General features: G+C 62.6%; 28 protein-coding genes. 9 read left to right on the top strand and 19 right to left on the bottom strand.

The annotated features are described in order from the left end of the window. Positions 1 to 129: 129 nt before the first annotated feature. The gene (locus ACOAP0_RS09860) at positions 130 to 660 is read left to right on the top strand and encodes an Rrf2 family transcriptional regulator (RefSeq protein WP_087495647.1); all 531 of its coding nucleotides are present in this window, start codon (positions 130 to 132) and stop codon (positions 658 to 660) included. Positions 661 to 777: 117 nt separating this feature from the next. Here the strand turns inward: ACOAP0_RS09860 and ACOAP0_RS09855 are convergent, their stop codons facing one another. The 4 genes from ACOAP0_RS09855 to ACOAP0_RS09840 are packed head-to-tail and all read right to left on the bottom strand — an operon-like array spanning position 778 to position 2,432. Further along, positions 778 to 1,125: a protein tyrosine phosphatase family protein gene (locus ACOAP0_RS09855; protein ID WP_498376242.1), complete on the bottom strand. Its 348-nt coding sequence runs from the start codon at positions 1,123 to 1,125 to the stop codon at positions 778 to 780. A gap of 7 nt (positions 1,126 to 1,132) precedes the next feature. Further along, entirely contained in the window at positions 1,133 to 1,585 is a 453-nt protein-coding gene (locus tag ACOAP0_RS09850) for a DUF6691 family protein (RefSeq protein ID WP_498376241.1), read from the bottom strand. 44 nt (positions 1,586 to 1,629) lie between these two features. Then, positions 1,630 to 2,061 carry a YeeE/YedE family protein gene (locus ACOAP0_RS09845; protein WP_498376240.1) on the bottom strand — a complete coding sequence of 144 codons (432 nt, stop codon included), beginning with the start codon at positions 2,059 to 2,061 and terminating at the stop codon, positions 1,630 to 1,632. 29 nt (positions 2,062 to 2,090) lie between these two features. After that, entirely contained in the window at positions 2,091 to 2,432 is a 342-nt protein-coding gene (locus tag ACOAP0_RS09840; RefSeq protein ID WP_313876726.1) for an ArsR/SmtB family transcription factor, read from the bottom strand. Between the two features lie 109 nt (positions 2,433 to 2,541). On the opposite strand from ACOAP0_RS09840, the gene ACOAP0_RS09835 reads away from it, so the two are divergent. Both ACOAP0_RS09835 and ACOAP0_RS09830 read left to right on the top strand, forming a co-directional pair. After that, positions 2,542 to 3,432, top strand: coding sequence for an MBL fold metallo-hydrolase (locus ACOAP0_RS09835; protein WP_498376239.1), 891 nt, complete (start codon positions 2,542 to 2,544; stop codon positions 3,430 to 3,432). A gap of 3 nt (positions 3,433 to 3,435) precedes the next feature. Further along, positions 3,436 to 4,056, top strand: coding sequence for a DUF599 family protein (locus ACOAP0_RS09830; RefSeq protein ID WP_498376238.1), 621 nt, complete (start codon positions 3,436 to 3,438; stop codon positions 4,054 to 4,056). A gap of 13 nt (positions 4,057 to 4,069) precedes the next feature. Here the strand turns inward: ACOAP0_RS09830 and ACOAP0_RS09825 are convergent, their stop codons facing one another. From ACOAP0_RS09825 to ACOAP0_RS09790, 8 genes are all read right to left on the bottom strand, one after another. Next, positions 4,070 to 5,137 carry a DMT family transporter gene (locus tag ACOAP0_RS09825; RefSeq protein ID WP_498376237.1) on the bottom strand — a complete coding sequence of 356 codons (1,068 nt, stop codon included), beginning with the start codon at positions 5,135 to 5,137 and terminating at the stop codon, positions 4,070 to 4,072. Between the two features lie 5 nt (positions 5,138 to 5,142). Next, complete coding sequence (locus ACOAP0_RS09820; protein WP_498376236.1) at positions 5,143 to 5,451, bottom strand: copper-binding protein; 309 nt, start codon at positions 5,449 to 5,451, stop codon at positions 5,143 to 5,145. Positions 5,452 to 5,463: 12 nt separating this feature from the next. Next, positions 5,464 to 5,919, bottom strand: coding sequence for a DUF411 domain-containing protein (locus tag ACOAP0_RS09815; RefSeq protein WP_087497318.1), 456 nt, complete (start codon positions 5,917 to 5,919; stop codon positions 5,464 to 5,466). Then, positions 5,919 to 6,395 carry a cupredoxin domain-containing protein gene (locus tag ACOAP0_RS09810; RefSeq protein ID WP_498376235.1) on the bottom strand — a complete coding sequence of 159 codons (477 nt, stop codon included), beginning with the start codon at positions 6,393 to 6,395 and terminating at the stop codon, positions 5,919 to 5,921. Before ACOAP0_RS09810 ends, ACOAP0_RS09815 begins: the two co-directional genes overlap by 1 nt. A gap of 32 nt (positions 6,396 to 6,427) precedes the next feature. Continuing rightward, positions 6,428 to 7,852: a multicopper oxidase family protein gene (locus ACOAP0_RS09805; protein WP_498376234.1), complete on the bottom strand. Its 1,425-nt coding sequence runs from the start codon at positions 7,850 to 7,852 to the stop codon at positions 6,428 to 6,430. Positions 7,853 to 7,876: 24 nt separating this feature from the next. Continuing rightward, entirely contained in the window at positions 7,877 to 9,055 is a 1,179-nt protein-coding gene (locus tag ACOAP0_RS09800) for a TolC family protein (protein WP_498376233.1), read from the bottom strand. Next, the gene (locus ACOAP0_RS09795; RefSeq protein ID WP_498376232.1) at positions 9,052 to 9,390 is read right to left on the bottom strand and encodes a hypothetical protein; all 339 of its coding nucleotides are present in this window, start codon (positions 9,388 to 9,390) and stop codon (positions 9,052 to 9,054) included. The genes ACOAP0_RS09800 and ACOAP0_RS09795 overlap by 4 nt, the downstream gene beginning before the upstream one ends. 92 nt (positions 9,391 to 9,482) lie before the next feature. Continuing rightward, positions 9,483 to 9,863 (bottom strand): hypothetical protein, encoded by a 381-nt coding sequence (locus ACOAP0_RS09790; protein ID WP_498376231.1) that lies wholly within the window; start codon positions 9,861 to 9,863, stop codon positions 9,483 to 9,485. Between the two features lie 225 nt (positions 9,864 to 10,088). On the opposite strand from ACOAP0_RS09790, the gene ACOAP0_RS09785 reads away from it, so the two are divergent. Further along, positions 10,089 to 10,271, top strand: coding sequence for a hypothetical protein (locus ACOAP0_RS09785; RefSeq protein ID WP_498376230.1), 183 nt, complete (start codon positions 10,089 to 10,091; stop codon positions 10,269 to 10,271). On the opposite strand, the gene ACOAP0_RS09780 is transcribed toward ACOAP0_RS09785, so the two are convergent. Continuing rightward, positions 10,256 to 10,513 (bottom strand): hypothetical protein, encoded by a 258-nt coding sequence (locus tag ACOAP0_RS09780; RefSeq protein ID WP_498376229.1) that lies wholly within the window; start codon positions 10,511 to 10,513, stop codon positions 10,256 to 10,258. The genes ACOAP0_RS09785 and ACOAP0_RS09780 overlap by 16 nt on opposite strands. 4 nt (positions 10,514 to 10,517) lie before the next feature. Then, positions 10,518 to 10,736 carry a hypothetical protein gene (locus ACOAP0_RS09775; protein ID WP_087495632.1) on the bottom strand — a complete coding sequence of 73 codons (219 nt, stop codon included), beginning with the start codon at positions 10,734 to 10,736 and terminating at the stop codon, positions 10,518 to 10,520. Positions 10,737 to 10,797: 61 nt separating this feature from the next. On the opposite strand from ACOAP0_RS09775, the gene ACOAP0_RS09770 reads away from it, so the two are divergent. After that, positions 10,798 to 11,694: a DMT family transporter gene (locus ACOAP0_RS09770; protein ID WP_498376228.1), complete on the top strand. Its 897-nt coding sequence runs from the start codon at positions 10,798 to 10,800 to the stop codon at positions 11,692 to 11,694. Positions 11,695 to 11,714: 20 nt separating this feature from the next. On the opposite strand, the gene ssuE is transcribed toward ACOAP0_RS09770, so the two are convergent. The 5 genes from ssuE to ACOAP0_RS09745 form a co-directional block, all read right to left on the bottom strand. Next, positions 11,715 to 12,305 (bottom strand): NADPH-dependent FMN reductase, encoded by a 591-nt coding sequence (gene ssuE / locus ACOAP0_RS09765; protein ID WP_498376227.1) that lies wholly within the window; start codon positions 12,303 to 12,305, stop codon positions 11,715 to 11,717. 195 nt (positions 12,306 to 12,500) lie between these two features. Next, the gene (locus ACOAP0_RS09760; RefSeq protein WP_313868094.1) at positions 12,501 to 12,644 is read right to left on the bottom strand and encodes a hypothetical protein; all 144 of its coding nucleotides are present in this window, start codon (positions 12,642 to 12,644) and stop codon (positions 12,501 to 12,503) included. Positions 12,645 to 12,782: 138 nt separating this feature from the next. Further along, complete coding sequence (locus tag ACOAP0_RS09755) at positions 12,783 to 13,724, bottom strand: CysB family HTH-type transcriptional regulator (RefSeq protein ID WP_498376226.1); 942 nt, start codon at positions 13,722 to 13,724, stop codon at positions 12,783 to 12,785. 7 nt (positions 13,725 to 13,731) lie between these two features. Beyond that, on the bottom strand, positions 13,732 to 15,027 hold the full coding sequence (locus ACOAP0_RS09750) for an O-acetylhomoserine aminocarboxypropyltransferase/cysteine synthase family protein (RefSeq protein ID WP_498376225.1): 1,296 nt from the start codon (positions 15,025 to 15,027) through the stop codon (positions 13,732 to 13,734). 180 nt (positions 15,028 to 15,207) lie between these two features. Continuing rightward, a complete protein-coding gene (locus tag ACOAP0_RS09745) occupies positions 15,208 to 16,395 on the bottom strand; it encodes an MFS transporter (RefSeq protein WP_498376224.1) in 1,188 nt (395 codons plus the stop codon). Between the two features lie 284 nt (positions 16,396 to 16,679). Here ACOAP0_RS09745 and ACOAP0_RS09740 point away from each other — a divergent pair, with 284 nt between their 5' ends. The 4 genes from ACOAP0_RS09740 to ACOAP0_RS09725 are packed head-to-tail and all read left to right on the top strand — an operon-like array spanning position 16,680 to position 20,767. Continuing rightward, positions 16,680 to 17,693: an ABC transporter substrate-binding protein gene (locus tag ACOAP0_RS09740; RefSeq protein ID WP_498376223.1), complete on the top strand. Its 1,014-nt coding sequence runs from the start codon at positions 16,680 to 16,682 to the stop codon at positions 17,691 to 17,693. Then, complete coding sequence (locus tag ACOAP0_RS09735; RefSeq protein WP_313868088.1) at positions 17,690 to 18,544, top strand: ABC transporter ATP-binding protein; 855 nt, start codon at positions 17,690 to 17,692, stop codon at positions 18,542 to 18,544. Before ACOAP0_RS09740 ends, ACOAP0_RS09735 begins: the two co-directional genes overlap by 4 nt. Next, positions 18,537 to 19,376, top strand: coding sequence for an ABC transporter permease (locus tag ACOAP0_RS09730; protein WP_313868087.1), 840 nt, complete (start codon positions 18,537 to 18,539; stop codon positions 19,374 to 19,376). Before ACOAP0_RS09735 ends, ACOAP0_RS09730 begins: the two co-directional genes overlap by 8 nt. Positions 19,377 to 19,414: 38 nt before the next feature. Further along, positions 19,415 to 20,767, top strand: coding sequence for an LLM class flavin-dependent oxidoreductase (locus ACOAP0_RS09725; RefSeq protein ID WP_498376222.1), 1,353 nt, complete (start codon positions 19,415 to 19,417; stop codon positions 20,765 to 20,767). The last annotated feature ends 4 nt before the right edge of the window (positions 20,768 to 20,771 follow it).

Below are 20,771 nucleotides of genomic sequence, written 5' to 3'. Positions count from 1 at the left end.
GACTCCGGCTGATACAAACTGAAATACTACGAAAAAATCGAATTAAAAATTTACAAAATTCGAATTTACGCGAAGCATAACCATGCCTACAGTTCAGGTCTATCAGTCGTTCACTAAAGGAGACCTTGTATGCGACTCAGTACCCGCGGACGTTTTGCCATTACCGCCATGATCGACCTGGCTTTGCGCGAAAGCGGCCAGCCGGTGCCTCTGCAGGACATCGCGCTCCGGCACCGCATTTCTCTGTCTTACCTGGAGCAGGTGTTTGCAAAGCTGCGCCAGAACGGCCTGGTAGAGAGCACCCGCGGCCCCGGCGGCGGTTACTCCCTGGGCTTCCGGGGCGACAGCATCACCGTGGCCGACATCATTGGCGCCATCGAAGAGAAGGAAGAGTCCAGCCGTGAAACCTCCCAGAGCGCGCAGGACATGACCCGCGACCTGTGGGCTGCGCTGCAAAGCACCGTGGTGGCGCACATGCGCACCATCACCCTGCGCAGCCTGGCTGAGGAGCAGCGTGCTAAGGGCTTTGCGGTCAAGGAACGCAAAGTGGCCAAGAAGGGCGTATTGCAAAAGCTCAAGCCTTTGGCCCCTGTGCGCACCACCGCCCCGAACTCGGTATTCGCCTTGGGCCAAGCGCTGTCGTTCAACGGCGGGCGCTAAGCCAAAAAGACTGCCAGCGCCCAGCGGATGTGCGCTGGCAGCTAGCAAAAACATAGCAAAAGGGCTGCCGGCATTGCCGGCAGCCCTTTTTGTTTGTGCTCTACAGATGGGCGCGGATCAGGCGGCGCTTTGCTGCGCCAGCATGAACAGCTGGGTCGAACGTGCGCCCGAGCGGCAAAAAGCCAGCACCGGTTCTTCGGCTGCGTCCAATGCCTGCTTCATGGCGACGGCTTGCTCGGGGGTGATGGAGCCGGCCACCACGGGCAGGTACACGTAGTTCAAACCGGCAGCAACTGCCGCGGCTTGCATGCTGGTGCTGGCGGGTTGCTCGGCACCGCCTTCCATATCGGGGCGGTTGTTGATCACCGTTTTGAAGCCCATGGCGGCGGCTGCCGCCATGTCAGCCGGCGCCAACTGTGCGGCGACATAAAACTCGGGGGTGACGGAACGTACGGGCAGGCTCATGGCAGATTTATCCTTTCAGCGCGAGTTTAGCGGGGCGACGTTCCAGCACTTCAAACAGCGCCATGCCGGCCAGCATGGCCAGCACAAACACGACGGCCTTGGGGTTGCCGGTGCCCACAGAAACGAGTGCAGGTCCGGGGCAGAAGCCGGCCAGGCCCCAGCCCGCGCCGAAAAACAGGCTACCGGTCACCAGGCGTTTGTCGATGTCGCGGCTGGTGGGCATTTGCATGGCACCGCCCAGAAAACTGGTCGTACGTTTCTTGGCCAGGGTGAATGCGCCCAGGCTCACCAAAATGGCGCCGCCCATGACGAAGGCCAGCGATGGGTCCCACAAACCGGCCAGGTCCAGAAAGCCAAGAACCTTGGACGGGTCGGTCATGCCGGCCAGGATCAGGCCCAAGCCGAACAGCAAGCCCACGCCGAATTCGGCCAGGCGGTGGTGATGAAAAGCGTTTTTCATATCAGCAGCTCCAGATTCAAAAGTTCAACGTCAATGGATTCAACTCAAGCCAGCAAGTGGCGAATGACAAACACAACCGCGAAGCCCGCGCCCATGAAGGACAGGGTGGCGACCAAGGAACGTGGCGAAAGGCGGGACAAACCGCACACACCGTGGCCGCTCGTGCAGCCAGCGCCGTATCGGGTGCCTACGCCTACCAGCAAGCCGGCCACGATCAGGGTCAGCCATCCGGCGTCCACGGTCGCAGGCACCGGGCCGCCGACCAGCGCATAGACAGCGGGTGCGACGACCAGACCCAGCACAAACGCCAGGCGCCAGGCGGCATCTCCGCCGCGTGGCATGAGCAGGCCGCCCACAATGCCACTGATGCCCAGAATGCGCCCGTTCACCAGAATGAAAAGGCTGGCGGCAAGTCCGAGCAGGATGCCCCCGATCAGCGAAGCCCAGGGGGTGAAATGGTTCCAATCGATTTGCATAATGTGATTTCCTTCAAAATTGTGAGTGCTTACTCGCCTTGAGGGGCGCCGCAGTACTGGTTGTAGAGAACGCCCATGACGGCCATCGCCTGCGGGCTGTCAATGCCGTAGTAAATGGATTTGCCTTCGCGTCGGGTGGTGACCAGGCCTTCTTCCCGCAACACGCTCAGCTGTTGCGACAGGGTGGGCTGGGCAATACCCACCAGTTCTTCGAGTTCGCCCACCCGCTTTTCGCCTTGGCTGAGCTGGCACAGCAGCAGCAGGCGGTCGGGGTTGGACATCACTTTCATCAGCCGGCAGGCGGCGTCTGCAGAGCGGCGCAGTTGCTCCAGATCCAAAGCGGCGGCGGGGTTTGCGGTGTCAGCCATCATGAGGAGGCTCCTTTCACATTCGATGCCGATAGTTTATTGACAAACAATATATAAGTCAATAAACTATCGGCATCGCAATTGAAATAACGACCTTTACAAGGAGTTCTCGATGACCGCTTCCACTGCTACCCCCCAAGTCAAAGCCTTCTTTGACCCCGCCACCTGGACCGTGAGCTATGTGGTCTATGACCATGCCGGCGGCCAATGTGCCATCGTCGACTCGGTGCTCGACTACGACCCCAAGGCCGGCCGCACCAGCACCATGTCGGCAGATGCGCTGATGGCATTTGTCAAAGAGCAGGGTTTGAGCGTGCAGTGGATTCTGGAAACCCATGCCCATGCCGACCACCTCTCGGCAGCGCACTACCTGCGCAAGCACCTGGGCGGCCGCATTGCGATAGGTGCCGCCATCACCCACGTGCAAAACGTGTTCAAAGGCATCTTCAACCTGGAGCCCGAATTCCACCCCGATGGCAGCCAGTTCGACTACCTGTTTGCACCTGACGAAACATTTGCCATCGGCGAGCTCCAGGCACAGGCCTTGGCTGTGCCTGGCCACACGCCCGCCTGCATGGCCTTCAAGGTGGATGGCGGCAGCGAGCCCGACGCCGTGTTTGTAGGCGACACCCTGTTCATGCCTGACGTGGGTACCGCCCGCTGCGACTTCCCCGGGGGCAATGCCAACACCCTGTACCGCAGCGTGCGCAATCTGCTCTCCATGCCGGTCGACACACGCCTCTATATGTGCCACGACTACCCGCCCGCCGGCCGAGAAGCGGCGTGGGAAAGCACAGTGGGCGAGCAACGTGCGGGCAACATCCATATCCGCGACGGTGTGAGCGAGCAGGACTTCGTGACCATGCGCGCCACCCGCGATGCTGGCCTGGCCATGCCCAACCTGATCCTGCCCTCGGTGCAAATCAACATCCGCGCGGGTGACCTGCCTCCCGCCGACAGCAACGGGGTGTCCTACTTGCGCATTCCCCTCAACGCGCTCTAAGCCATGGCCACCTTGCACCCCGCTTGGTGGGCGTGGGGCGCCACGGCCGCCATCATGGTGGCCTACACGCTCTACCTCGCGCTCCTCGCACGTACCGTTGCATGGCGCACCCACGGCCAGTTGCGGCAGGACTGGCTGGACGCCATGTCCGCCCAGCCCGGCTCCGAAGTGCTGGCCGTTCAAACCCTGCGCAACTCCGTCATGACCGCCACCATGACAGCGTCCACTGCTGCACTCGGGCTCATGGGCGCACTGGGGCTGGCTGCACCGGCTTTGCGCACCTTGTCAGAAAGCGGTGGCAGTCCCGTGTTGACGCCGGCATTGGCGGGGGAAATCACGGTCATGCTCTTGTTGGTGCTGACCTTGGTGAGCACCACCTTGTCCATCCGCTACTACCACCACACCGGCTTTGTGTGCGCCATGCCGGTGGGCTCCGCCGCCCGCACGAAGTGGATGGACATCGGGCGCCGCCACCTGCGCAGCGCCGGCCTGCTCTACAGCGTGGGCTTACGCAGCCTGGTGTGGGTGACACCCTTTCTGGCGGGCTTGGTGCTACCCCTTGCAGGTGTGGCAGTGGCCGCGCTGGTTGCTGCGGCACTGCTCATGACGGACCGCAGCCACTAAGGCAAGTCTCCCGCTAAGGGTGCGCATGCTGGTGGTGCGCGTCCGGGTAATGCGGGTGGCTGTGATGCAGCGGCGCGTGGTGGTGCGCATGGGTATGCACCTCGCCGGGGGCGAGCAGCAATCCGGGTTGGTCGGGGTGATCGTGCTGGTGGTGCAGGTCGTGGCTGTGCGGATGGTTGTGGTCCATGGCTTCATGCACATGGGAGTGCGCATGGTGCTCGGTCAGGTGCAGCCATAGCCCCAAGCCCATGAGCGCAGCCGCCACTGCGAGCTGCCAGGTCAGCGGCTCGCCATAGGCCAGGCCCAGCGCCGCGCCGAAGAAGGGCGCCAGTGAAAAATACGCACCGGTGCGCGCTGTGCCCAGCTCCCGCAGGCCCACCACAAACAGCACCAGGCTCACGCCGTAGGCCAGCAGGCCCACCAGCATGGCGCCACCGAGTGCCGGCAATGCGGGCAACGCGTTGCCCAGCAAGAGCGCGAGCAGCAAATTCACACTGCCGGCCACCAAGCCTTTGACGCAGGCAATCCAGCTCGCATCGTGCAGCGACACTTTGCGCGTGAGGTTGTTGTCCAGTGCCCAGGCCAGGCAGGCACCCAGAATGCACAGCGCAGGCCATGCACCAGCAAACCCGGGCTGCGAGGGCCAGCTCAGCACCAGCGCACCGGCGGCAATGGCGGCCATACCGAGTGCAATGCGCCTGTCCACGTTCTCGCGGAAAGCCACCCATGCCAGCACGGCGGTGAACACACCTTCAGCATTGAGCAGCAAAGAGGCGCCTGACGCCGGCATGCCGCTCAAGCCCACCATCAGCAACACCGGGCCCACCACGCCCCCGCTGGCAATCGCACCCAGCAGCCAGCGCCACTCGCTGGGAGCGAGCTGCACCGGTGCCGCACCACGGAGCCTGCGGAACAGGCCCAAGCCCAGCCCGGAGCCCAGGTAGAGCAAGCCCGCCAGCATCCAGGGCTGCACATCACCCATCAGCCATTTGGCCAGCGGCGTGCCGGCCCCGAAGAGCAGAGCCGCCAGCAAGGCGGCGCTGATGCCACGGGGGGTGAGGCGGAGCAGCAGATGCTTCATGGGACTTATCGGTCGGCTTCGAGGCGAGTGACGATGTACTTGCCGCCCTCCAGAACGGCATCGAAGCGGATTTTGTCACCGGCCTTGGCGTTCTCCAGCCAGGCTGCGTCCTTGACGCCAAACACCATGGTCATGGGCGGCATCGCTATGGAGGGTATGTCTCCATGTTTGATGGTGATTTTGGCCGCCGCCTTGTCGACCTTGCGGATCTCGCCCTGGGCCAGTCCGGCGCTTGCCTGGGCAAACACGGACGCTGCGCAGACCAGCGTGGCAAGGCTGATGCCGACCCGGTGTGCAAGTAGAGAGAAAGTCATGGTGCAGTCCTTTCAGCGGTAACTCTGAAACACGGTGCTGCTGCCATTCGCGGCCACCAGCAGCACATCGAACGGGTCTTTGCGGCCCTTGTAAATCGCACCGTCCATGCCCGGAGAGCCTATGGGCATGCCCGGCACTGACAGGCCCAGCGCCTTGGGCTTCTCGCGCAGCAGGCGTTGGATGTCTTTGGCCGGCACATGGCCTTCAATGGCATAGCCGCCGACCACGCCTGTGTGGCAGGAGCCCAAGGCCTGCGGCATGCCGAGGGCGGCGCGCTTGGCTTCGTTGCCGGTGTCGTACACCCGCACGGCAAAGCCCGCTTGCTCCAGGTGTTTCACCCAGTCTTTGCAGCAGCCGCAGTTCGGGTCTTTCCAGACCTCCATGGGGGTTGCCGTTGGCTTGGCAGCCCACACAGGTGCAGCCAACAGGGCGCCCAGGGACGTCACTAGAGTGCGGCGTGTCGTCATCATTTGATAGCCCCCACTTTCACAGCGCCCTTCATGCCGGCCTCATAGTGGCCGGGGTGCAGGCAGGCAAAGTTCACAGTGCCCGCTTTGGTGAACTGCCAGATGACCTCGCCTGTTTTGCCGGGCGCCACGCTGGCGATGTTGGGTTCGTCGTGTTCCATCTCGGGAAACTTCTTCATCATTTCGTAATGCGCTTTCAGGTCCTTCTCTGTGCCGAGGTTGAACTCGTGTTTCAGCTGCCCGGAGTTTTTGACGACAAAGCGCACGGTCTCGCCTTTGCGCACCGTCACGGTGGAGGGCGTGAAGCGCATGTTGTCAGTCATGTCGATTTGCACCGTGCGGCTCACCTTGGCGGCGACACCAGGCTTGCCAATGGCCTCGGTACCGTGGCCCCCTGAATGGCTTCCTGAGGCAAAAGTGCCGGTAGAGCCCGCCAATAGTGCGCAAGCAGCTATGAATTTAATAGTATTTTTCATGATGTTTACTCGTTGTTTGAAGTGAAAAAGACTCAGTGGTTCATGGTGCCCATGGGCTTGCGCACCTGGACCTGGGTGTCGTGGTGGGGCGGCTGGGCCAGCGGCATGCTGCCCTTGCCTTCGGCCTGAAAGCGTGCGGGCTCGGGCATTGCGCCGGTCCATTCAAAGGCGCGGGTGCCGGGTGGCTGCTGGTACCAGCCCGGGTCTTTGTAATCCCCCGGCTTCTGGTCTTTGCGCACTTTGAGAATGCTGAACATGCCGCCCATCTCCACCCCGCCATAGGGGCCGCTGCCCGTCATCATCGGGGCGGTGTTGTCGGGCAGGGCCATTTCCATTTCGCCCATGTCGGCCATGCCGCGCTCGCCCATCACCATGTAGTCGGGCATGGCCTTTTGCAGCTTGCCCACCAGCCCGCGGTGGTCCACGCCGATCATGGTGGGCACGTTGTGGCCCATGGCGTTCATGGTGTGGTGGCTCTTGTGGCAGTGGAAGGCCCAGTCGCCTTCTTCGTCGGCCAAAAACTCAAACTGCCGCATTTGCCCCACCGCGATGTCGGTGGTGATTTCGGGCACCCGCGCGGCCAATGGCCAGGGCCCGCCGTCGCTGCCGGTCACCATGAATTCATGGCCGTGCAGATGGATGGGATGGTTGGTCATGGTGAGGTTGCCCACGCGGATGCGCACCTTGTCCATCTTGCGCACGTTCAGCGTGTCGATGCCGGGGAATATGCGGCTGTTCCAGCTCCAGAGGTTGAAGTCCAGCATGGTCATGGTCTTGGGCGTCATGCTGCCGGGGTCGATGTCGTAGGCATTGAGCAGAAAGCAAAAGTCGCGGTCTACCTCGCTGATGAGCGGGTTCTTGGCACCTTTTTCTGTCTTGGGGTGCGTGACCCAGAAGCCCATCATGCCCATGGCCATTTGCGTCATTTCGTCCGCATGTGGGTGGTACATAAAGGTGCCGGGGCGGCGGGCCACAAACTCGTACACAAAGGTCTTGCCCACCGGAATGGGCGCCTGGTTCAGGCCCGAAACACCGTCCATGCCGTTGGGCAGGCGCTGGCCGTGCCAGTGCACGCTGGTGTGCTCGGGCAGCTTGTTGGTCACAAACACGCGCACCCGGTCGTCCTCCACCACCTCGATGGTGGGGCCGGGGCTTTGGCCGTTGTAACCCCACATATTGGCTTTGAAGCCAGGCGCCATTTCGCGCACTACCGGCTCGGCCACGAGATGGAATTCCTTCACGCCCTGGTTCATGCGCCAGGGCAGGGTCCAACCGTTGAGGGTGACCACCGGGTTGTAGGGTCGGCCGGTGCCGGGCACCAGGGGCGGCATGGTGGCGGGTGATGTTTGCAGCACCGGCTCGGGCAGGGCGGCCATGGCCACGCGGCTCACCGAGGCGGCGGCCACCGCACCCATGGCGGTGGCGGCTGCGCCGTTGAAAAAGTTACGTCGGTTCATACAGATCCTTGAATGGGGGCGCGATCAATGCGCGGGTTTGGCATCGGCGCCGGCTACGGCACCGGTGCGCGCGGGGGCACTGCCTTCGGGCGACACGCCGGCCAGCACCGCCTGCACATCGGCAAACGCCAGCCAGTAGTCGCGCAGCGCTTCTGCGGCAGCCAGACCGCTGAGCGTGCGGGTGCGGCTGTCGGCCATGACCTCAAACACGCTGGTCAACATGCCGTTGTAGCGCAGGGTCAGCTCATCGTGGATGAACTGGCGCAGCGGCACCACTTCGGTTTGCAGGTGGTGGGCAATGTCCCACTGGGTGCGCAGGTTGAAGGCGGCTTCGCGCGCTTCGCTGCGCACTTGCACCGCTTGCGCGCGAACTTTGGCCGCGTCGCCCAAGGCGTCCCAACGCTCGTCAATGCTGGACGGCACGGTGCTGGCTTGCTTGCGTTGCCAACTCAGGCGCTCGGCCTGCAGGCCGCTGCGGGCGGCAAGGGCGCGAGCCTCCAGATCGGTGGTGTCTGTGGGGCTGGCGGGCAGTGCTGGAAGGACGGTGGCCAGGGTGAACTGGGTTTGCGCACCCCACAGGCCCAGCACGCGGATGAGCTGCTCGCGCGCGGCAAATGCCGCCTGCTCGCCCCGCGCCAGCGCTACCGCCGCCTCAGACAGCGTGGCCTGGCTTTGGGCTTGGGTGAGGCGGCTCACATTGCCGGCGCGCACCATGCGGCGTGTGAGCTCGTCAGCCGTCTCGGCCGTGGTTTTGGCCTCGCGCAGCAGTTGGGCACCGCGTTCTGCGGCCACCGCGTTTACCCACGCCTTGTAGGCGCGCAGGGCCAGGCGGGTGGCTTCGTCGCGGGCGCGCAGCCGGGCCGGAAACCCAGTGCTTTGCATGTCGGTGATGTTGCTGCCCTCCGCCCCCAGCGCCATCTGCAACTCAGGGTTGTGGAGCAGGGCGATGCGCATGGCAGCAGGTCCATCCACCGGGGCTTGAAGCAGCTTGGTCAGCTCATAGTCGCCTGCATAGCTCGGGCTGGCGATGCGCAATGGCGCGGCCGACGGGCCCAGCAGCCCGCTCAGCCGGGTCTGCACTTCCACTTGCAGGCTTTGCACACCGCCATCGGGCTGGGCGGCATGGGCAGGGGAGAGCAGCAGTGCGAGAGAAACAGAGAGTGCCAAGGGCACCGCGCGCAAGGGCAAGAAGACGCGCTTCATGGCTGCTCCTCCGGCTTCGCAGCTTGGGCTTTTTCCCACTGCAGCAGGTCGATGTGACCGCGCGGGAACTGGGCCACCGCCTTGTTGGCGGCTTTCCAGTCGGTGCTGCCTTCTTCAACGCCCTTGGGCAGGTCGGCAAACACAGAGCGGTAGGGCAGCGCGGGCACGGGGCTGGCGGCATCACCGGCCTGCAGGGTGCGCGCTGGCTCGGTGAGCGCTGGTGCGCTGGGCTGGGCGTGCGCGGGGGCGGCCAACCAGAGTGCGAATAAAAGCACCGAAGCGAGCCCCGTGCCAAAGGCGCCGGCGGATCGCAAAAGCGGAGGCGAAAAGTACATGGATGGTTTCCTGATTCAAGGTGTAAACACCCCGCCCCAACGCTGCGCAAGGCAGTGAAGGGCGGACTACAGACCCTCTACGGGCCTTGGAATCAGGAAATGGGTGGTTTTTCGGCCAAAGCCGCAGGGGCGCTGGCAAAGTGGTCGGTGCGGGTCGGCACTTGCATCTGCGGGCCGAACACCGGCAAGGCTACGCGCAGTTCGGCAGGCAAGGCCGCCGAGGCGCACATCTGGCAGAGCGAGCAGTTCTCGCAACCGTCGTGCGTGGCGACGGTAGTGGCAGGCTGCTCAGCGTGGTGTGGCGCTTGCGCCATCTCCTCGCAGTGGTGGCCGCCTGCATGGGTGTCGCCAGCAGCTGCCGGCGCGCTCACGCTCATCGCCAGGGCGGTGGCCATGCGGGTAGCCATCAGCTCATTGGCCATGCCGCGCAGGGGCGCCAGGGCGATCAGCAGGATGAGGAGGACAACACGCATAAATGGATGATACGCCGCAGCCCCCTGAAGTTCCTTACGCCCGTACTATGGATGCCAAATAGACCGGTAGCGCACGTGGAATATGCGCGAGCAGCTATGAAATTCATAGTAGCCGGAAACGTTGCGCGCGAACTGTTTACGCGTGGACAGTCGGGTTGGACGGCGGTGGCGAAGGCATCAACAATCCGCCCATTCCCGCTTTTTGCGCTCCTGCGCCCCGTTGACATGAACCGCTCTGCCACTTCCCGCCCCCGACCTGTGCACTACTGGCGCTGGCTGGTGATTGCGGCGTGCATCGGCTGGATGGCCGGCAACTCGCACAAGGCGGAAGTGAAATCACCCAAACAGGGGCGCAGCGCCGGCGGTGCACAGGTCGTGCACGCCAGCACCGGTCAGAATGGCCAGTAAATCCAGGCGGCAATGGTTGCCGCCACCAGCGCCATAAAGGCGGCCAGGCCGCGCTGGATCTTGCGGGTCAGTACACAGTCGTTGCAGATGCGGCCATGTTTGTCGGTAGTATGGGGAATGGCGCCGCAGCTGTAGCACAGGCCGGCACGCTCCCACTTTTCACGCCGCTTGGTGCGCCAGGTGAACACCACCACCAGCACCAGCAACACCACGACCAGAAAGTTGAATCCGAGTTTGAGCATGGTTTTAGCGCGCCGCCATCACTTTGCGGATGCGCTCAATCGTCTCGGGCATGCGCGCCTTGCGCGACACATCCAGGCCCAGCTCGCGCGCAATATGGTTCACCACCGCCACGTTCAGCGGCAGGCCACCGGCGTCCACCGCGCGCAGCAGCTCACGCGCGCGTTGCTCGGCAGTGCGGGGTTGGGGGCGAAAGAGGGTCGAGAGAGCGGTAAGCCAGTTCATGCATGTCCTGCGGGTTGGCAGGACTGTAGCGCGTCCTGCCTGTGCCGCTACGATTGGAACCATGCCGAACTTCATTTCCCGCTTGAAGGAGGGCAACCCCCGAAGCATCACTGCCATGTTGCTGGCGGTGATGTTGTTCTCTGTGATGGACACCCTGATCAAAGTGCTGTCTGAGCGCTATCCCCCCATCCAGATCGCTGCATTGCGTGGCGGACTTTCGCTGCCGTTGATCGTGTTGTGGATTCATTGGCGGGGTGCGTGGCCGGAGGTGATGCGTGCACGCTGGCCCTTGCACCTGCTGCGTGGGGCGCTGGTGATCGCCATGCTGGTGCTGTTTACCGTCGGTGTGCGCGGCTTGCCGCTCACCCATGCCTATACCCTGATGTTCTTTGCGCCGCTGTTGATCACGGTGCTCGCCTGGCCGGTGCTCGGTGAGCAGGCGCCTCGCGCGCACTGGTGGGCGGTAGTGGGTGGACTTGCCGGGGTACTGGTGGCCTTGCGGCCGAGCGCGGAGGGTTTTGTCAGCTGGTCCGGGTTGGCAGTGTTGGGTGCCGCAGTGTGCTACGCCGTGTCTGCGGTGGTGACGCGTCTTTGCAGTCGCACCGACTCCAAAGACAGCCTGGTCTTGTGGGTGATGGTGATTTTGACGTTGGGCGCGGGCGTGCTCGCCGCCCCGCATTGGCTGCCCGTGCAGAGCGCGGACCTTTGGCTATGGCTAGGTTTGGCGATTTCAGGTTTTCTGGGGCAACTTGCGATTACCGAAGCTTTCCGGCATGGGCAGGCCAGTGCTGTGGCCCCCTTTGAATACACCGCTCTTGCATGGAGTCTGGCCATTGATTGGATGGTGTGGCGGCAATGGCCAGATGCATTTACCCTGCTCGGTGGCGCCATCATTGTGGCCAGCGGCTTGTATGTGCTGCGCCACGAGCAGGTGCATGCCACCGCTGAGCACCCTTGACGCTCAGCACAGCCTGGTGCCTATACGCTGCAACGCACCTCTGAAAAAGCGACCGACGGGAATCGGCCTGCAATCGACAAGCCGGTTTGCAGCGTTTCAGTGATGAGCGTGTTCACTGCATCATCGATACGCTGGCCGATATCGGGGCTGACTTGGTAGCTGCCACTCTCGTTCACAGTGACTTGCGAGTCGGTGGCATAGATGCCCGGCAGGATGTGTTTGGCACCGAGCGACTGCAGCACCGGGCGCAAGGAATAGTCCAGCGCCAGCATGTGGTGCGGGCTGCCGCCGGTGGCCAGTGGCAGCACGACCTTGCCTTTGAAGCCGTCCTGCGGCAGCAAGTCCAGAAAGACCTTGAGCACACCGCTGTAGGCAGCCTTGTACACCGGTGTCGCCACGATGATGACCTCAGCCTCTGCGACTTGACCGGTTGCCTGGCTGACGGATGGGTGACCGAAGTCGGCCAGCAGCAAGGCCTGTGGGGACAGGTCCCGCACGCGCAAGCGGTCGACCAGCACGCCGCGCGCCTCCAGACGCTGGCCTGCGGCCTCCAAAAGGGCCGCAGTGCGTGAACGCTCTGAGGGGCTACCGGCAATGAGTAATACAGACATGTTGAGCTCTACGTGGTGAAATGAATGCGTCCATTGTGGGAGCTACCCCCCACTGCAGGAAGCGATGTTTTTTCATGTCCTTATTACCTTTTTGGATCTGCCAGGAACGTGTGGTGACGCTCAGCACCCGCACCAGATTGATGAGGATGAAGTCGTCACACGAATGGGGATTGAAAGTGCGCATGGTGTAAGCCTTCAAATCATCTTCACAGGCAGCAGCCAGAGGTTCACGATCAGGGCAACCGCCCCCACACCTGCGAGTGCATAGCCAAGTGACAGCGCCAACTCACGGAGGGTGAATGGGCTGTCGATGTCGTACGTGGAATACTTGTCTTGCATTGTTTTTCTCCCGCGGCACATGCCGCTTGCATAGGGAGTTCATTCTGCGAAGACCTTGCGCACAAGAGAAGGAATGAAACGTCAGCTTCAACTGCGCAAACCGCATAAGGGCGGGCCCTTGCAGCCCGCCCTGTGTCTTCAAGCTTCCTGGTGGTTCGCTTCCACCAACGTGCGGGCCACCACAGCCTTGTTCAAAGTCGGCACAAAGGTTTCGATGAAGCTGTAGGCATAGCCGCGCAACCACACGCCTTTGCGTAGCCCCAAGCGGGTCACGTTCACCTGAAAGAGGTGGCCTGCATCCAGGATACGCAGGTTGCGGTCCCGCTCCGCATCGAGCGCGACCGACGCGACGATGCCCACCCCCATGCCGAGTTCGACATAGGTTTTGATCACGTCTGCATCCATCGCCGTCAGCACCACATCCGGGCGCAAGCTTTCAGCGGCAAACGCGTTGTCAATATGAGCCCGGCCGGTGTAGCCCAGCTCGTAGGTGATGATGGGGTAATGCGCCAACTGGCGCAGCGTGACGGGCTCCGTCTGCTCCAGCAGTGGATGGCCCGGAGGCACCACGATGCTGTGCGTCCAGCGGTAGCAGGGCAGGGTGACCAATTGCGCGTAGTCCGCAAGCGCTTCGGTGGCCACACCAATGTCGGCCTCGCCGGAGAGCAGCATGGCGGCTACTTGCTTGGGTGAACCCTGGTGCAAGTGCAGCGTGACTTTGGGGAACTTGTCGCGGAAGTCTTTCACCACATGGGGCAGGGCGTAGCGGGCTTGCGAGTGCGTGGCAGCTACGGACAATTGGCCCTCCAGCTGCGAGCTGTAGTCCTGGCCGGCCCGCTTGAGGTTTTCGGCATCCAGCAGCAAGCGCTCCACGATGGGCAGCAGGTCTTTGCCCGGGGGCGTGAGCCCTGTGAGGCGCTTGCCGGCGCGGTTGAAAATCTCCACGCCCAGCTCTTCTTCCAGCTCGCGGATCTGCCGGCTTACGCCGGGCTGCGAGGTGTGCAACATGCCAGCCACCTCGGTCAGGTTGTAGCCGCAGCGCACGGCCTCCCGCACGGATCTCAGTTGTTGAAAATTCATGCGTCCGTCACACCGCTGCCAATGCGCTGTCCAGGTCGGCCAGCAAGTCGTCAATATGCTCAATACCCACTGACAACCGCACCGCATCCACAGGCACACCCGCTTTGGCCAGTTCTTCCGGCGACAGCTGGCGGTGGGTGGTGGAGGCCGGGTGGGTCGCAAGGGATTTGGCGTCGCCGATGTTCACTAGGCGGGTGAACACCTGCAGTGCGTCCAGGAAGCGGGCGCCGGCTTCGCGGCCTTGGCCTTCGGCCGACTTCACACCAAATGTCAGTAAGCCGGAGGCTTTGCCACCCAGGTACTTTTGCGCCAGTGCATGGTCAGGGTGGCCGGGGAGGGCGGCAAAGTTCACCCAAGAAACCTTGGGGTGCTTCTGCAGGTGCTGCGCCACCTTGAGCGCGTTGTCGGTGATGCGCTCCATGCGCAGGGCCAAAGTTTCTATGCCTTGCAAGATCAGGAAGGCATTGAAGGGCGAAATGGCGGCACCGGTATTGCGCAAAGGCACCACGCGGGCACGGCCGATGTAGGCGGCAGGTCCCAGGGCCTCGGTGTAGACCACGCCGTGGTAGCTGGGGTCGGGCTCGTTCAAGCGCTTGAAGCGGGCCTTGTGCTCAGCCCAAGGGAACTTGCCGCTGTCCACAATCGCGCCGCCAATGGTGGTGCCGTGGCCGCCCAGGTACTTGGTGAGCGAGTGCACTACGATGTCGGCGCCGTGCTCGATGGGGCGCAACAAATAGGGCGTGGCCACGGTGTTGTCCACGATGAGTGGAATGCCGTGCGCGTGCGCGATGTCGGCAATGCGGCGGATGTCGGTCACATTGCCTTGCGGGTTGCCCAAGGACTCGACAAAAATGGCCTTGGTGCGCTCGTCAATCAGCGGGGCAAAACTGTCGGGGTTCTTGTGGTCCGCAAAGCGGGTGGTGATGCCGAACTGCGGCAGCGTATGGGCAAACAGGTTGTAGGTGCCGCCGTACAGCGCCGTGCTGGAGACGATGTTGTCGCCCGCCTCGCCAATGGTCTGGATGGCATAGGTCACCGCCGCTTGGCCCGACGCCAACGCCAGCGCGGCAATGCCGCCTTCGAGGGCCGCGACGCGCTTTTCCAGCACGTCCTGGGTGGGGTTCATGATCCGGGTGTAAATGTTGCCCGGCACCTTCAGGTCGAACAGGTCGGCGCCATGCTGGGCGCTGTCAAAAGCGTAAGCCGCGGTCTGGTAGATCGGCACGGCCACCGCCTTGGTGGTCGGGTCGGGGCTGTAACCGGCGTGGACAGACTTGGTTTCAAACTTCCAGTTCTCGGACATGGTGCTTCTCCTTAGTGTGTGACAAATTTGCTATGAAATAAATAGCTGCTCGCGCATATTCCATGCGCGCTAGAGGCCTGTTTGGCATATGAATACCAAGCATGGGGCAGTCGGCAGCGCTGATGAAAAACGACTGTAATCAGCCGCCATCAAAACTCAAACGAATAAAAAGTTGATTCTTTAAGTCGAAATCATCTGAAGCGAACGGTGGGCGCGCACACTGTTCCACGCCAGCCACGCAAACAGCGGGACAAAAACCAAGAACATGGCTTGCAGACCTATCGCCGCACCGGTGGTGCCGCCGAGCAGGCCGCCCAGAAAGCCGCCTGTGGGCCCGGCCAGCGCGCTCAGTCCCGACACCCGGCCGCGCCCCAGCTTGGCGCCCCACACGGCAAATTGGCTCAGCGTATGAATTTGCAGCAAACCCAGGCCCAGACCCAAGAGCGCACCGCCCGCCCACAGCCCGCCAATATTGCGGGCACTGGCCAGAAGAACCATGGCAAGTGCTGCAGCCACCGCGCCACCCACCACCGTGCGCAAGGGCCCCAAGCGTGCCGTCCACCGGCCCAGGAATATCAACGAGAAGATGAAAGCGCTTCCCTGCACCGCCACCAGCGACCCGGCTCCCAGCGCGGGCAGACCCAGCTGCTGCACCGCAATCACCACGATATAGAAGGCGTAATACATGTGCGCCGCCTGCACTACAAATTCGAGGCTGGCCAAGGTGCGCACCGCAGGCTCGGCCCACAGTGCGCGCACCGAACGGAAGATGCCTACACAGGTACCGGCTGCAGGTGGGGTATGCGGCTGTTCTCGCAATACCGGCCCGGCCAGCAAGGCGGTGAGTACAAACATGCCGGCAATCAGCCAGTAGCTACCCGCATGGCCGCCCCAATGGATCACACTGGCAGCGGCCACCGGCCCGAGCAAAAACATGCCCGACATGTGCGCGCCGCGCTGCCAGCCCGCCTGCGCGTGGCCGATGCGGTCCAGCGCCGTCATGAACACGGTGTTGAGCGACACAAAGCGCAGTGGCATCAGAAAGCTGATACACGCAGTCACGCCCAGCAAGAAAAAGGCATGGGGCACGGCAGGAATCAGGGCGTACAGCGCCCCCATGAGCCAGCTGCCCGCGATGAACAGCCGCGCCGGCCCGAAGCGCTCCACCCAGAATCCCACCGGCAAACTCATGAACAGAATGCCCACTGATTGGGCGCCCGCCATGGCCGCCAGCAACCAGCCCTGGGCGCCCAGCTCCAGCGCGTAGAGGGTGGTGGTGAACTTGGCCAGGCCCACGCTGGTCCCCATGAAAGAGGACAGCAGGGCAAAGCGCAACAGAAAGGCGTGGCGGGTGAAGAACCCGCGCATCAGGCGGCCGCCGCGTTGAACCGCGGTGATGAAAACCTTGGCGATAACGGTGCTGGGGCAAGAGGGTTTTGCAAAACAGCAGACATAAAAACTCCTTGGTGTGACAGCGTGAAAACAGAGAAGAGGCTTGCATGCTAGGAAGCCGGAGCCCTTCTGCGAAGCGCGCATTTCGCATGAGCACATCTGCTTTTTGTTGCGGTGCTTGCTAGTTCGTTTTTCTTCGTTGTCGACGGCGTGTTGCGTCTCTACGCTGACACCCCATGAACAACCAACGAGGGAAACCCATGCAAAAAATCATCAAGCTTTTCGCAGCTACCTGGCTGGCGTGGAGCGCCATCAGCCCCGCTGCAGCCCAAGAAGCACTGGAGGTCACCGACATCCGTTACCAAGGCAGTGTGGGTACCGTGGTCTGGATCGAACTGGCCGAACACTTGGGCTATCTGGCACCCCTCAAGGCCAAATGGGTGGGCAACACCATCAGTGGCCCGCAGGATGTACAAGCGGTGGTGACGAATGACATCGATATCGGGGGTGCCTTCAATGGCGCACTGGTCAAGCTCATCGTGAAGCGCGCGCCAGTGAAGGCGGTGATCGGCTACTACGGTGTGGACGACAACACCTGGACGGGCTACTACGTCAAGAACGACAGCCCCATCAAAACCGCCCGTGACTTGCTGGGCAAAAAGGTGGCCATGAACACTCTGGGTGCCCACCACGACTTCATCGTGCGTGAGTACTTGGAGCGCAACAAGGTGACGGATGAAGAGGCCAAGCAGGTCACTTTTGTCATCACCCCGCCCGTCACCGGTGAGCAGGCGCTGCGCCAAGGCCAAGTGGAGGTGAGCACGCTGGGCGGCATTCTGCGTGACAAGGCGCTGGAACGTGGCGGCATCCGCCCGCTGTTCACGGACCGTGATTTGTTCGGCAACTTCACTGCGGGCTCCTATGTGTTGCGCAACAAGTTCATCGAGCAAAACCCCAAGGCCTCCAAGCACCTGGTGGGTGCGATAGCCAAGGCAATTGAGTGGGCGCGTGTGACACCAGCCGCCCAAGTGCGCAGCACCTTCGAAGGAATCATCAAGGCCCGGGGTCGTGCCGAGAGCGCTGACGCCATCCAGTTTTGGAAAAGCACCGGCATTCCTTCGGTGGGCGGTGTGGTGCTGGACAAGGATTTGCAGGTCTGGATCGATTGGCTGGTGAAGGAACAGATCGTCAAGCCTGGGCAAGTCAAGCCTTCGGACCTCTACACGAACGCCCTCAACCCGTACGCGAATGGCGCAAAGGTGGCAACGAAATGAGTACGCCCAAAATCCGGTTTGAAAACGTCAGCAAGACGTTCGCCGTGCGGTCTGAAGACGGCACGCCCGCCCAGCGCTTTGTGGCGCTGGACAACGTGAGCCTTGACGTGCGCGCTGGTGAGTTTCTGGTTCTGGTGGGTCCAAGCGGTTGCGGCAAGTCCACGCTGCTGGACTTGTTGGCAGGCCTCGCGCTACCCAGCAGTGGCCGGGTGCTGATAGACGGCAAGCCCATCACCGGCCCTGCGCGGGACCGCGGGGTGGTCTTCCAGCAATACGCGCTGTTCCCGTGGCTCACCGCTTTGGACAACGTGGCCTTTGGGCTGGAGATCGCCGGGTTGGGCCGCAGTGAGCGCCGTGCCAAGGCGGCCGCGTATCTGGACCTGGTGGGCTTGAGCGCTTTTGCCAAGCACTACCCCCATGAAATGTCGGGCGGCATGAAGCAACGCGTGGCCATTGCACGCAGCCTCGCCTATGAGCCCGAGGTGCTGCTGATGGACGAGCCCTTTGCCGCGCTGGACGCCCAAACCCGCGAGACCTTGCAGGAGGAGCTGGTGGACATCTGGCACCGAACCGGCAAGACGATTGTTTTCATCACCCACGGTATTGACGAAGCCGTGGTGCTGGGCCAGCGCGTTGCGGTGATGACCTCGCGCCCGGGGCGCATCAAAGAGATCGTGGACATCCCTGACACCTTGCGCGCCGACACGCCCGATGTGCGCTCGCTGCCCCTGTTCGGCGAATTGCGCCACCAGATCTGGTCCCTGTTGCACGACGAGGTGGCCGAAGCGCGCCAGCAGCGCCGTGCCCGTATTGCCACCCTGCCTGCTCGCAAGGAGAGTTTCCATGTCTGATGTTTCGTTGACTGCGGGTGCTGTTCCGCTGGTGTTGAGTACGCCCTCCGTTTGGTTGCGGGTGTTGCGGCGGGTGCTGCATTGGGGCTGGCGTTCTGCCTTGGTAGTCGCGCTGGCTGCGTGGTGGGAGTTGGCTCCGCGTCTGGAGTTGACGGATCCCGCCTTCTTCCCGCCACTGAGCGAGGTGCTGGCTGCCGGCTGGGCCTTGGCTTTGAATGGCCAGCTCTGGCAGCACACGTCGGCCAGCGTAGGCCGGGCGCTGGGGGGCTTTGGCATTGCCGTGTTGTATGCCGTGCCCCTGGGGCTGGCCATCGGCTGGTACCGCAGCTTGGGGGATTTTCTGAACCCGTTGATTGAGCTGCTGCGCAACACCGCGGCACTGGCCTTGTTGCCGGTGTTCATTTTGTTGCTGGGCATTGGCGAGGTGTCCAAGGTGGCCATGGTGGTCTACGCCTGCTCCTGGCCCTTGCTGCTCAACACCATCGCGGCGGTGAAGCAGGTGGACCCGCTGCTGATCAAGTCGGCCCGCACCATGGGGGCCAGCGCGCGGCAGTTGTTCATCAAGGTCATCTTGCCCGCCTCGGTGCCCACCATCTTTGTGGGTATACGCTTGGCTAGTGCCACCTCCATTCTGGTGTTGGTAGCCGCCGAAATGGTGGGTGCCAAGTCCGGCTTGGGCTACCTGATCATTTACGCGCAATACAGCTTTCTGATTGCCGACATGTACTTCGGAATCATTGCCATCACCGTCATTGGCGTGGTCTTCAACGCCTTGCTGCAAGTGGCAGAGCGCCGCCTGACCGCCTGGAAACCGGGCGCAGGCAACACCTGATTTTTCACTCAAATTTTCATTCGCAAAAAGGAACTGTCATGTCAAAACGCAAACTGCGCCTGGGCGCATTCATCATGGCCACCGGCCACCACATTGCCGCCTGGCGCCACCCCGGCGCGCAGATCGACTCCGGCACCAATATCGATCACTACATCGAAGTCGCCAAGACCGCCGAGCGCGGCCTGTTCGACCAGGTGTTTGTGGCCGACAGTCCCGGTCTGTGGTTTGAAGGCAGCGACGAAGCCTTCAGCCGTCAGGGCCGTGTCTCGCACTTCGAGCCGGTGACGCTGTGGGCGGCATTGGCCACGGCCACCAAGCACATCGGCTTCGTGGCTACGGCCTCCACCACCTATGAAGACCCGTATCTGTTGGCGCGCAAGTTCGCGTCCTTGGACCACATCAGCAAAGGCCGGGCAGCGTGGAACGTGGTGACCACCAGTGCCGAAAATGTGTACGGCAACTTTGGCCTGGAAAAACACCCCGACCCCGAAACCCGTTACGAACGCTCACACGAGTTTGTGGATGTGGTCAAAGGCTTGTGGGACAGCTTTGAAGACGACGCCTTCAGCCGCGACCCGGCGAGTGGCGTGTACTTTGACCCCGCCAAGCTCCACACCCTGAACCACGTCGGCAAGCACCTCAAGGTGAAGGGCCCGCTCAACATCGAGCGTTCACCCCAGGGCTACCCGGTGATCGTGCAAGCAGGCTCGTCCGAGCCGGGCAAGGAGCTGGCTGCCGCTACCGCCGAGGCGATCTTCACCGCCTGGACCAGCCTTGCCGAGGCGCAGGCCTTCTATGCGGATGTGAAAGGCCGTCTGGCCAAGTACGGCCGCCGCCCTGAACAGCTACTGGTGCTGCCCGGCATTTCCCCGGTGGTGGGCCGCACGCAAGAAGAAGCAGATGCCAAATGGGCCGAGTTGCAAAAACTCATTCACCCCTCCGTGGGCCTGAGCACGATTGCACCGTTCTGGCCGGGCGAAGATTTGACGAAGTGGGACTTGGACGCACCACCGCCCTACATTCCCCAGCCGCCCTTAGGCCGCAACAGCCGTGCGCATGTGGTGCTCGAATTGGCCCGCCGAGACAAGCTCACCGTGCGCCAGTTGTACGAGTACCTGGCCGGTGCGCGCGGGCACTGGGTGGTGGTGGGCACGCCCGAGAAGATTGCCGACGAGATTCAGAACTGGTTCGAGAACGGCGCAGCCGACGGCTTCAATGTGATGCCACCGGTATTGCCTGAATCACTGGACGATTTTGTGGAGCTGGTGATTCCGGAGCTGCAGCGCCGGGGCCTGTTCCGCACTGAGTACGAAGGCACAACCTTGCGCGAGAACCTGGGGCTGGAGCGCCCGGCCAACCAGTTCACGGTGCAGAAGCAAAAGGCGGCTTGAGGAA

It is taken from the genome of Curvibacter sp. Hmag1.1 (assembly GCF_059769165.1).
This window is presented reverse-complemented; position numbering and strand designations above follow the sequence as displayed.

Bases quoted from the DNA above. Each gene is read 5' to 3' on its own strand.
- ACOAP0_RS09825 (WP_498376237.1), bottom strand. From the start codon at position 5,137: ATGAAGCATCTGCTGCTCCGCCTCACCCCCCGTGGCATCAGCGCCGCC.
- ACOAP0_RS09840 (WP_313876726.1), bottom strand. From the start codon at position 2,432: ATGATGGCTGACACCGCAAACCCCGCCGCCGCTTTGGATCTGGAGCAA.
- ACOAP0_RS09815 (WP_087497318.1), bottom strand. From the start codon at position 5,919: ATGACGACACGCCGCACTCTAGTGACGTCCCTGGGCGCCCTGTTGGCT.
- ACOAP0_RS09855 (WP_498376242.1), bottom strand. From the start codon at position 1,125: ATGAGCCTGCCCGTACGTTCCGTCACCCCCGAGTTTTATGTCGCCGCA.
- ACOAP0_RS09830 (WP_498376238.1), top strand. From the start codon at position 3,436: ATGGCCACCTTGCACCCCGCTTGGTGGGCGTGGGGCGCCACGGCCGCC.
- ACOAP0_RS09770 (WP_498376228.1), top strand. From the start codon at position 10,798: ATGCCGAACTTCATTTCCCGCTTGAAGGAGGGCAACCCCCGAAGCATC.
- ACOAP0_RS09730 (WP_313868087.1), top strand. From the start codon at position 18,537: ATGTCTGATGTTTCGTTGACTGCGGGTGCTGTTCCGCTGGTGTTGAGT.
- ACOAP0_RS09780 (WP_498376229.1), bottom strand. From the start codon at position 10,513: ATGCTCAAACTCGGATTCAACTTTCTGGTCGTGGTGTTGCTGGTGCTG.
- ACOAP0_RS09760 (WP_313868094.1), bottom strand. From the start codon at position 12,644: ATGCAAGACAAGTATTCCACGTACGACATCGACAGCCCATTCACCCTC.
- ACOAP0_RS09805 (WP_498376234.1), bottom strand. From the start codon at position 7,852: ATGAACCGACGTAACTTTTTCAACGGCGCAGCCGCCACCGCCATGGGT.
- ACOAP0_RS09785 (WP_498376230.1), top strand. From the start codon at position 10,089: ATGAACCGCTCTGCCACTTCCCGCCCCCGACCTGTGCACTACTGGCGC.
- ACOAP0_RS09860 (WP_087495647.1), top strand. From the start codon at position 130: ATGCGACTCAGTACCCGCGGACGTTTTGCCATTACCGCCATGATCGAC.
- ACOAP0_RS09725 (WP_498376222.1), top strand. From the start codon at position 19,415: ATGTCAAAACGCAAACTGCGCCTGGGCGCATTCATCATGGCCACCGGC.
- ACOAP0_RS09750 (WP_498376225.1), bottom strand. From the start codon at position 15,027: ATGTCCGAGAACTGGAAGTTTGAAACCAAGTCTGTCCACGCCGGTTAC.
- ACOAP0_RS09800 (WP_498376233.1), bottom strand. From the start codon at position 9,055: ATGAAGCGCGTCTTCTTGCCCTTGCGCGCGGTGCCCTTGGCACTCTCT.
- ACOAP0_RS09745 (WP_498376224.1), bottom strand. From the start codon at position 16,395: ATGCGCGGGTTCTTCACCCGCCACGCCTTTCTGTTGCGCTTTGCCCTG.
- ACOAP0_RS09735 (WP_313868088.1), top strand. From the start codon at position 17,690: ATGAGTACGCCCAAAATCCGGTTTGAAAACGTCAGCAAGACGTTCGCC.
- ACOAP0_RS09740 (WP_498376223.1), top strand. From the start codon at position 16,680: ATGCAAAAAATCATCAAGCTTTTCGCAGCTACCTGGCTGGCGTGGAGC.
- ssuE (WP_498376227.1), bottom strand. From the start codon at position 12,305: ATGTCTGTATTACTCATTGCCGGTAGCCCCTCAGAGCGTTCACGCACT.
- ACOAP0_RS09820 (WP_498376236.1), bottom strand. From the start codon at position 5,451: ATGACTTTCTCTCTACTTGCACACCGGGTCGGCATCAGCCTTGCCACG.
- ACOAP0_RS09795 (WP_498376232.1), bottom strand. From the start codon at position 9,390: ATGTACTTTTCGCCTCCGCTTTTGCGATCCGCCGGCGCCTTTGGCACG.
- ACOAP0_RS09835 (WP_498376239.1), top strand. From the start codon at position 2,542: ATGACCGCTTCCACTGCTACCCCCCAAGTCAAAGCCTTCTTTGACCCC.
- ACOAP0_RS09775 (WP_087495632.1), bottom strand. From the start codon at position 10,736: ATGAACTGGCTTACCGCTCTCTCGACCCTCTTTCGCCCCCAACCCCGC.
- ACOAP0_RS09845 (WP_498376240.1), bottom strand. From the start codon at position 2,061: ATGCAAATCGATTGGAACCATTTCACCCCCTGGGCTTCGCTGATCGGG.
- ACOAP0_RS09755 (WP_498376226.1), bottom strand. From the start codon at position 13,724: ATGAATTTTCAACAACTGAGATCCGTGCGGGAGGCCGTGCGCTGCGGC.
- ACOAP0_RS09810 (WP_498376235.1), bottom strand. From the start codon at position 6,395: ATGAAAAATACTATTAAATTCATAGCTGCTTGCGCACTATTGGCGGGC.
- ACOAP0_RS09850 (WP_498376241.1), bottom strand. From the start codon at position 1,585: ATGAAAAACGCTTTTCATCACCACCGCCTGGCCGAATTCGGCGTGGGC.
- ACOAP0_RS09790 (WP_498376231.1), bottom strand. From the start codon at position 9,863: ATGCGTGTTGTCCTCCTCATCCTGCTGATCGCCCTGGCGCCCCTGCGC.